General features: G+C 68.4%; 8 protein-coding genes. 3 read left to right on the forward strand and 5 right to left on the reverse strand.

Annotated elements, in window-relative coordinates:
• Window positions 1-31 precede the first annotated feature (31 nt).
• The gene (locus AC1U89_RS17015; protein ID WP_479900857.1) at window positions 32-1,744 is read left to right on the forward strand and encodes an ATP-binding protein; all 1,713 of its coding nucleotides are present in this window, start codon (window positions 32-34) and stop codon (window positions 1,742-1,744) included.
• Window positions 1,745-1,800: 56 nt separating this feature from the next.
• Window positions 1,801-2,469: a phytanoyl-CoA dioxygenase family protein gene (locus tag AC1U89_RS17020; protein WP_479900858.1), complete on the forward strand. Its 669-nt coding sequence runs from the start codon at window positions 1,801-1,803 to the stop codon at window positions 2,467-2,469.
• Between the two features lie 7 nt (window positions 2,470-2,476).
• Here AC1U89_RS17020 and glyS read toward each other — a convergent pair whose 3' ends face one another.
• From glyS to AC1U89_RS17045, 5 genes are all read right to left on the reverse strand, one after another.
• On the reverse strand, window positions 2,477-4,549 hold the full coding sequence (gene glyS, locus AC1U89_RS17025; RefSeq protein ID WP_479900859.1) for a glycine--tRNA ligase subunit beta: 2,073 nt from the start codon (window positions 4,547-4,549) through the stop codon (window positions 2,477-2,479).
• On the reverse strand, window positions 4,549-5,076 hold the full coding sequence (locus AC1U89_RS17030; RefSeq protein WP_479900860.1) for a YegJ family protein: 528 nt from the start codon (window positions 5,074-5,076) through the stop codon (window positions 4,549-4,551). The genes glyS and AC1U89_RS17030 overlap by 1 nt, the downstream gene beginning before the upstream one ends.
• Window positions 5,076-5,984: a glycine--tRNA ligase subunit alpha gene (locus AC1U89_RS17035; protein WP_479900861.1), complete on the reverse strand. Its 909-nt coding sequence runs from the start codon at window positions 5,982-5,984 to the stop codon at window positions 5,076-5,078. Before AC1U89_RS17035 ends, AC1U89_RS17030 begins: the two co-directional genes overlap by 1 nt.
• A gap of 86 nt (window positions 5,985-6,070) precedes the next feature.
• Complete coding sequence (locus AC1U89_RS17040) at window positions 6,071-6,454, reverse strand: hypothetical protein (protein ID WP_479900862.1); 384 nt, start codon at window positions 6,452-6,454, stop codon at window positions 6,071-6,073.
• A gap of 84 nt (window positions 6,455-6,538) precedes the next feature.
• Window positions 6,539-6,889, reverse strand: a complete 351-nt coding sequence (locus AC1U89_RS17045) for a DMT family protein (protein WP_479900863.1) — start codon at window positions 6,887-6,889, stop codon at window positions 6,539-6,541.
• Between the two features lie 322 nt (window positions 6,890-7,211).
• Between AC1U89_RS17045 and AC1U89_RS17050 the strand changes: the two genes are divergently transcribed.
• Complete coding sequence (locus AC1U89_RS17050; protein ID WP_007665036.1) at window positions 7,212-7,550, forward strand: P-II family nitrogen regulator; 339 nt, start codon at window positions 7,212-7,214, stop codon at window positions 7,548-7,550.
• The last annotated feature ends 152 nt before the right edge of the window (window positions 7,551-7,702 follow it).

Here is a 7,702-nt window from a genome sequence, read left to right on the forward strand (position 1 = left end):
CACGTTCGCTCAATTGCGGGAGGGCGAGCGCGTGGCGAACAGGTCGAAATGGCTGGACGACGGCATGGACACCGTCACGGTCACCTCCCTGCCGACCCTGGGACTTCGCCTGCTGGGCTCGGCCTTCTGCGTCGTCATGGCCGGCGTCAATCTCGGCTGGGCGGTCGCCCTGCCCTGGACCGCGGCGATGGTCGTCGCCGAGATCTCCACCTGGATCACGGCCACACCCCAGCGTCACGGCCATCGCCCCACGGGTCGCCAGCGGCTGCTCTATTTCCTGGCCGTGGCGTGGACCAACCTCGTCTGGTGGACCTATGTGCTGATGCTCTGGTTCCTGGGCGGCCCGGCCATGCGCGTGGCGGCGATCCTGCTGCTGATCGCCCAGATGATCCACGGCCAGGCCTTCGCCTCGCGGTCCAAGCCGATGTTCATCATGATGGGCGGCGGACCGGCCGCCCTGCTGGTGGTCCTGTGCGGCTTTTTCGCGGGCTTCAGGGGGCAGGAGCAGGTCTTCGTCGCCCTCGGGGCGGTGATCTCGGCCGTCTACAGCCTGCGCGCCACATGGGCCAATCGCCGACAGGCCCAGTTGCTGGAGACCTCCCGCGCGGACGCCGTCGCGGCGAACAAGGCCAAGTCCTCGTTCCTGGCCCTGATGAGCCATGAACTGCGCACGCCGATGACCGGCGTGCTGGGCATGGCGCGGGCGCTGGAGATGGAGCAGCTGTCGCCGCGCCAGACCCAGCAGGTCGGCATCCTGCGCCGCTCGGGCGAAGGCCTGCTGACCCTGCTCAACGACATCCTCGACCTGTCCAAGGTCGAGGCCGGCAAGCTCGACCTGGAAAACACGCCCTTCGACCTGGCCGCCGAGGTGGAGCAGGTCGGCGAACATTGGAGCCAGGCCGCCGAGGCCAAGGGCCTGCTGCTGACCTGCGCCCTGGAACCCGCCGGTCCGACCTGGCTGCTGGGCGACCCGACCCGGCTGCGCCAGATCATGATGAACTTGCTGTCAAACGCCCTGAAATTCACCGAGGTGGGCGAAGTGCGGCTGGGCGTGCGCGTGGCCGACGAGACGGACGGCCTGGCCAGGCTGGAAATCGCCGTCTCCGACACCGGCGCGGGCATGTCGGCCGCGGACCAGGCCCGCCTGTTCGAGGCCTTCTCCCAGGCGGACGCCTCGGTGGCCCGGCGCTTCGGCGGCTCGGGTCTGGGCCTGGCGATCTGCCGCCGCCTGGCGCGCATGATGGGCGGCGACATCGCCGTGGACAGCCGAAAGGGCCAGGGCTCGACCTTCACCGTCGATCTGCGCCTGCCCCGCTGCGAACCGGCGCCGAAATCCCTCGATGTGACGGCGGACCTCGATCTGACCGGCTTCCGCGTGCTGGTCGTCGACGACAACGCCACCAATCGCATCGTCGCCCAGACGCTGCTGGAAGCCTTCGGCTGCGCGGTGACCACGGCCGAGGACGGCTTCGACGCCCTGGCTCGCCTGCGGATCCAGAGGTTCGACGCCGTGCTGATGGACGTCCACATGCCGCGCATGGACGGACCGGCCGCCCTGGCCGCGATCCGGGCCGGCGAGGCCGGCGACCCGACCATTCCCGTGGCGGCCCTGACGGCGGACGTCATGACCGCCAGCGTCCAGGCCCTGAAGCAGTTGGGCTTCAACGGCGTCCAGCCCAAGCCGATCGATCCCGAAAGCCTGGTGGCCGCCCTGGCCGGACTGCGGGTGAAGTCCGACGCGTGAGCCCGGACTCCACGCGGCTGGCGTCGGGCGGACGCCACGGCTAGGCTTCAACGGCCATGAGCGAGCTCACGACGCCCACCAAGGTCGCCCCGCTGGAGGCGGAACAGGCCACCGCCCTGGACCGTGACGGCTATCTGCTGCTGCGGAGCGCCGTGCCCGAGACCTGGCGCGAGACCCTGCGCKCCGCCTTCGACGCGGGGGTGGGACCGCCGGAACAATGGGCCGTGGCGCGCGGCGCGGGCTGGCGGCATTCCTTGCTCGACCTGGACCCGATCGTTCAGGCCGCCTGCCGCCTGCCGCCCCTGCTGGGCGCGGCGGCGCGTCTGCTGGACGCTCCGTTCTTCCTCAGCCAGGTCGAGGGCCGCGAGCCCCTGCCGGACCAGGGCCACCAGGCCCTGCACCGAGACGGCGCGGGCCGGAAGGTCGTCTCCGCCCTGGTCTTCCTCGACGCCTACATGCCGGACAACGGGGCCACCCGGGTGGTGCCGCGTCACCTCGACCGGGGCGAGCCGGACGAGGCCCTGTCCCTCACCCTGTCGGGCGAGGCGGGCGACATCCTGGTGTTCGACGCTGACCTGCTGCACGGGGCGACCCTGAACCGCTCGGGCGCGCGGCGGCGCTCGCTGCTGCTGAGCTTCGTGCCCGAGGTCCATCGAGCCTCCGACGACGCCTGCCGGGCCATCCGCAGCGTGCGGATGGACACCAGCGAGGTCTTCGTTCCCTAGAAGGGCCCTAGCCGCCGATCAGCGAGAAATCGGCCACCTGGCCCATGGCGTCGCGGACAGCGGCCAGGGTCTTCAGGCGACTGTCGCGCTCGGCGGCGACGTCCGAATTGACGAACACGCCGTCCAGGAAGGCGTCGACCGGACCACGCAGCCCGGCCAACTCCTGCATGGCGGCGGTGAAGTCCTCGGCCTTCAGGGCGTCGGCCAGGGGCTGGCGAACCAGCCGCAGGGCGTCGTGCAACGCGACCTCGGGCTCGGAGGCGTTGGGCGGGAGTTCCGCCTCGCCCTCGCCCTTCCAGCCCTTCTTCTCCTCGGCCTTGAGGATGTTGGACGCGCGCTTGTAGCCGGCCAGCAGGTTCTTGCCGTCGTCGGTCTTGAGGAAGCCGTCCAGGGCCTGGGCTTTCAACATATCGCGGTAGGGACGCGCGGGCCCCTGCCCCTTGGCCGTGGCCGCCTTGACCGCGTCGGCGTTCAACCCCTGATCGCGAAGCATGACGTATAGCCGGTCGTCGATGAAGCCGTGCGCCAGCTCGCCCACAACCGCGTCCGGATCAGCCGAAACGTTCAATCGCTTCACGGCGCCCTCGATCAGAGGGTCCAGCGCGATATCGAGTTCGTTGTCGATCGTCAGGCGAATGAATCCCAACGCCGCGCGACGCAGCGCGAACGGGTCCTTCGAGCCAGTGGGCTTCTCGTCGATCGCGAAGAACCCGACCAGCGTATCCAGCTTGTCCGCCAGGGCGACGGCCACGCTCAGCGGCGCGGTCGGCACCGCGTCCGAAGGCCCCTGCGGCTTGTAGTGATCGCGGATGGCGTCGGCGATCTCGGGGTCCAGGCCGGCGGCGCGAGCGTAGTAGCCGCCCATCAGCCCCTGCAGCTCGGGGAACTCGCCCACCATCTGCGAAGCCAGGTCGGCCTTGGCCAGGCGCGCGGCTTCCTTGGCCTTGGCGACATCGGCGCCGACCAGGGGCGCGATCTGGCCGGCCAGGGCGACGATGCGCTCGACGCGCTCGGCCATCGTGCCCAGCTTGGCGTGGAAGGTGACGCCGTTCAGCTTCTCCAGCCACGGCTCGAAGCCGACCTTGACGTCCTCGTCCCAGAAGAATCGGGCGTCCGACAGGCGCGACGACAGCACCTTGGCGTTGCCCTCGGCGATCACCTTGCCGCCGTCGGCCGACTGGACGTTGGCGATGGTGATGAAGTGCGGGGCCAGGCCGCCCGTGGCCGGGTCACGGACCGCGAAATACTTCTGGTGCGTGCGCATCGAGGTGCGGATGACCTCGCCGGGCAGGTCCAGGAACGCCGGGTCCATGTCGCCCAGCACGGGGGTCGGCCATTCGGCCAGGCCGGCCACTTCCTCGAGCAGGCCCAGGTCTTCGACCAGTTCCAGATTGCGCGCGAAGCACAGGGTCTTGCAGCCTTCCAGGATGCGCGCCTTGCGCTCCTCGACGTCCAGCACGACGAAGTGCTCGAGCAGGCCCTTGGCGTACTCGTCGAAGTCGCGCGCCTTGAACGGCTGGCCGCCCCAGCCGAAGCCCACGCGCATGAAGCGGTGGCCCTCGGTGATGTCGCCGGCCTCGATGCCTTCGACGGCGAACGGCACGACCTCGCGGTCGAAGACGCAGAGGATGCGCTTCAGCGGCCGCACCCAGCGCAGCTTGCTGGTGCCCCAGGTCATCGACTTGGGCCACGGGAAGCCACGGATGATGGCCTCGACCATTTCGGCGACGATCTCGGTCGTCGGGCGACCGGTCTTCTCGATGAAGGCCATGTAGACGCCGTCGCGTTCGACCAGCTGGTCCTGGGTCAGGCCCGCCTTGCGCAGGAAACCTTCCATGGCCTGGGGCGGGGCGCCGACGCGCGGGCCCTTCAGCTCTTCCTTGCGGTCGGCCTGGGCGATCGGCAGCCCTTCGACCACCAGCGTCAGGCGACGCGGACCGGCGAAGGTCTTCAGGGCCTCGGGCAGGAAGCCGGCGGCGGCCAGGTGCTCGCGCGCCATCCGCTCCAGGTCGCGCGCGGCGCCGGCCTGCATGCGGGCGGGGATCTCTTCGGAGAACAGTTCGAGAAGCAGTTGGGGCATCAGGATGCGTCGGACTCGACAGGATTTTCGGAAAGCGTCGCACGCACCTCGGCCGCTTCGGCGGGATCGATATGCTTGATGACGACGCGGGTGGTGTAGTGGCCGTAGAACTTGCCGTTCTTTTCGTAGGCCCAGTCGGAGATCTGCTCCGGCTTGAAGGTCACGGGCACGTACGGGCTCAAGCCCGGGACGTTATCGGGCCTGTTGGCCAGCATGGCGGTGACCGTATCGCCTCCGGTGCGGTGCATCTGCTTGACCCAGATATGCTCGTGACCGCCGTCCGGCGTGGGAAAGGCGACCTTCAGGAAATGGGGCGTCGTGGGGCTGGCCTGGAGGTGCTTCCAGAACACCGGCAGGGTCTTGCGCGCCGAAGCGATGGCGGCGTTCATCTCGGCGTCTTCCTCGCCGAAGTTCACCACCTTGTCGTCCTGCGCCTGGCTCGTCGGGGCCGGGGCCGCCGAAAGAGCGACCGGCGACGCGACGCAGAGCGCAAGGACCGCCAGGCCAAGGCCGAGCCGCGCCCGCATCACGCGGCTTCCTGCTGCTCGACCCAGGCGCTGGCGCACAGCTTACAGAGGTCGCGTATGCGGCCGATGTAGGAGGCGCGCTCGGCGACGGCGATCGCGCCGCGGGCGTTCATCAGGTTGAAGAGGTGGCTGGCCTTCAGGACCATGTCGTAGGCGGGCAGCACCAGGGACTTGCCCTGGTACGAGCGGGCCAGCATCAGCGGCACCTGCTGCTCCATGTCCTCGAACTGGCGCTTGAGCACGGCCACGTCGTAGCCGTGGAAGTTGGCCTCGGACTGCTGGCGCTCGTTCTCCAGGAACACGTCGCCATAGGTCAGGTGGCCCAGCGGCGCGTCCGGGTCGTTGAACGGCAGGTCGTAGACGTTGTCGACGCCGAACACGTACATGGCCAGGCGTTCCAGGCCGTAGGTCAGCTCGCCCGCCACCGGCGAGACGTCCAGGCCGCCCACCTGCTGGAAGTAGGTGTACTGGCTGACCTCCATGCCGTCGCACCAGACTTCCCAGCCCAGGCCCCAGGCGCCCACGGTGGGATTCTCCCAGTCGTCCTCGACGAAGCGGATGTCGTGGGTGCGCAGGTCCAGGCCGATGGCCTCCAGCGACCCCAGGTACAGGTCCTGCATGTTCGGCGGGTTCGGCTTCAGGATCACCTGGTACTGGTAATAGTGCTGCAGGCGGTTGGGGTTCTCGCCGTAGCGGCCGTCGCCCGGACGGCGCGAGGGCTGGACGTAGGCCGCGTTCCAGGGCTTGGGACCCAGGGCGCGCAGCACAGTTGCCGGGTGCAGGGTCCCCGCCCCCACCTCGACATCGTGCGGCTGCAGGATCACGCAGCCCTGGGCGCTCCAATAGTCGTGGAGCGTCAGGATGAGGTCCTGGAAAGACCTCGGTTTTTCTTGGAGTTTCGCGGGCATCAGGGTCCGAACAGGGCCAGAAAAAAGTCGGCGGACCATAGGGCCCGCCGACTGACGCTTCAAGCGCGTTGGGACCGCTGAAAGGCTTAGTTGCCCTTGGCGGCGGTGTGGCGTCCCGCGTTCGACAGCGGCGCGCCGTAGAGCTTGCGGTTTTCCGGGGTGTCGGCGACCGGTTGGTTGGAGACCACGTTCGGGTCGCCCGCTTTCAGGCCGGCTTGCTGCTCGGCCGGCATCGACGAAACGCGGCCGGCGGTGTCGGTCGCCATGCCGGTCGGAGCCGTGGTCGACTCGGTCGTGGTGGTGGTCGTCGTCGTGGTCGTGGCCGTCGGGTCGGCCGGCATCGTCTGGTCGGTCGGGGCGGCGGCTGTGGGGTCCGGGTTCACAGCGCCGGCGGGCGCGGTGGACTGGGCCATGGCCACGCCGGACATCAGCGCCAGGGCGGCGGTGGCGGTAGCGATACGCACAAACATGGGGCTGATCCTTATTGAGGAAATACAGCCCAATCAGCGTCCAAAGCTTGAGTCCGTTGCGAGGATCACGGGTTCGTGAACGCTTTACTTGAAGAACATCACGATCGCCACGCCCACGAAGATGAAGCCGAAGCCGACCAGCGTCTTCCAGCTGATCGCCTCGCCCAGGAAGAACACAGAGAACAGCGTGAAGACGATCAGGGTGATCGCCTCTTGGCCGGTCTTCAGCTGAGCCGTCGAATAGACCTGATGGCCCAGCCGGTTGGCGGGCACGGCCAGCAAGTATTCCGGCAAGGCGATCAGCCAGCTGGTGAAGATGGCCACGAGCATCGTCGTCGAGCGATTCTTCAGATGGCCGTACCAGGCGAAGGTCATGAAGACGTTCGAAGCGATCAGCAGGCACCAGGGCGCGATCTTCAACCAGAGGGACGGCATGGGCGGCGGGAACTCCAAAGCGCGACGCGGGGTCGGTGATTGTATGCGCTTCGCGACAAGCTCGGCCACCCTGCCCTCCGCACGGCGAAACGCCGTGTTTCCGTGCGCCCAACGTCCCTAATGCACGCTTTTTAGGCGCCGCACCCCTTTCACTTCCAAATCCCGACCGCGCGACAGCCATGTCCGAAGCGCGACCGATAGCGTGAACACCGCCGGGGAAACGATGAGGACCGCTGGGTCCACGTCGCGGTGCGAACGAGCAACGCGCTCTAAAGCCAATTTCAAGGGGAGCCCGCACAGTCGGCGGGTCGGAGCAAGGCGGATGAAACTGATCATAGCGATCGTCAAACCCTTCAAGCTCGACGAGGTCCGCGAGGCGCTCGTCGCCGCGGGCGTCGAAGGCCTGACCGTGTCCGAGGTCAAGGGCTACGGCCGTCAGAAGGGCCAGACCGAAATCTATCGCGGCGCGGAATACCAAGTGAACTTCGTGCCGAAAGTGAAGCTGGAAGCCGTGGTCGACGACGCGTCGGCCGCCAAGGCGGTCGAGGCGGTCAAGGCCGCCGCCGCCACGGGCAAGATCGGCGACGGCAAGATCTTCGTCCTCAATGTCGAGGAAGCCGTTCGCATCCGGACCGGCGAAACCGGCCCGGCCGCTCTGTAATTCGTCGGGGAAAAGGGGATACCAACGATGAGACTGACCTTTAAACCGCTGGCCGGGCTGATGCTCGCGGCGACCCTGGCGGGGGCCCCGCTGGGCGCCGTCGCCTTCGCTCAGGACACAGCGGCCCCGGCCGCCGCCGCGCCCGCCGAGGC

Source organism: Caulobacter sp. 05T431, from assembly GCF_056665975.1.